Annotated in this window: 1 protein-coding gene and 1 pseudogene; both read right to left on the bottom strand. The window is 68.9% G+C overall.

Annotated features, from left to right (window positions below):
- A pseudogene (locus FK530_RS24460) lies at positions 1-445 on the bottom strand (FAD:protein FMN transferase); the annotation flags it as partial.
- Positions 438-750 (bottom strand): hypothetical protein (locus FK530_RS26050; RefSeq protein WP_158645200.1); only part of this gene is annotated, 313 nt, incomplete at its 5' end. The gene FK530_RS26050 and the pseudogene FK530_RS24460, both read right to left, overlap by 8 nt.

The raw sequence follows: 750 nt of genomic DNA, 5'->3' as shown, positions 1-750 counted from the left end.
CCTTCCCCACGGCCCCGACGTCCAGGGTGAGGGGGATCCTCGTCCTCAGGCACCGTCCGTCCCAGGAGCAGACCTCCTCCCAGACCGGCGCCGGCAGGTACCCGGGCAGTGGACGCAGGCGGTAGTCGGGGCCGTAGCCCAGGTGGACCAGGGCGGCGCCGACCAGGGGGCTGACGGCCCCACAGGTCAACTCATCAAGCCTCCGGTAGGTCTCCAGCAATGGCCCGGCACACTCAGGCAGCTCGAAGGTGCCCGCGGCGTGGGACATCCGGGTGACCACGGAGTCCTCGCGAAAGCGCGAGAACGTCCGGTCATAGTCCTCGATGAGGCGTGCCACGCGCAGTCGCTGCGTCTGGCTGAGGGCGTGGGCGGTGGTGAGGACCCACCGCGTGCCGATCGCCTCGAAGACCCATGTGTGATCGCCGCCGGCTGCGACCTCACTCACCTGCCTGCTCGCGGATCTGCTCAAGAGCCGAGTTGAAACCGTCACCGGTCAGGGAGGAACTCGCGACGGTCCCCACCTGCGCCTCCTCCACGGTCTTGCCGACCACATGGTCCGCGATGTTGTCGGCGAAGTCCTCCTGGTAGCGGCGCGCCTGTGGGTCGGAGGCCCGGGGCGTGACGGTGACCGAGGAGATCGTCCCGTCCTGGAGTGTCAGCTCGACCTCGATGTCCTGCTGTCCGCCGGGGCTCGTGTAGGTGCCCGACGCCGTGTAGGTTTCCGACGCAGAACTGGTGGCTGTCCCGGAG

It is taken from the genome of Tsukamurella conjunctivitidis, from assembly GCF_007858475.1.
GTDB lineage: Bacteria > Actinomycetota > Actinomycetes > Mycobacteriales > Mycobacteriaceae > Tsukamurella > Tsukamurella conjunctivitidis.
The sequence above is the reverse complement of the archived record's forward strand: the minus strand, read 5'-3'. Positions and strand labels throughout refer to the sequence as shown.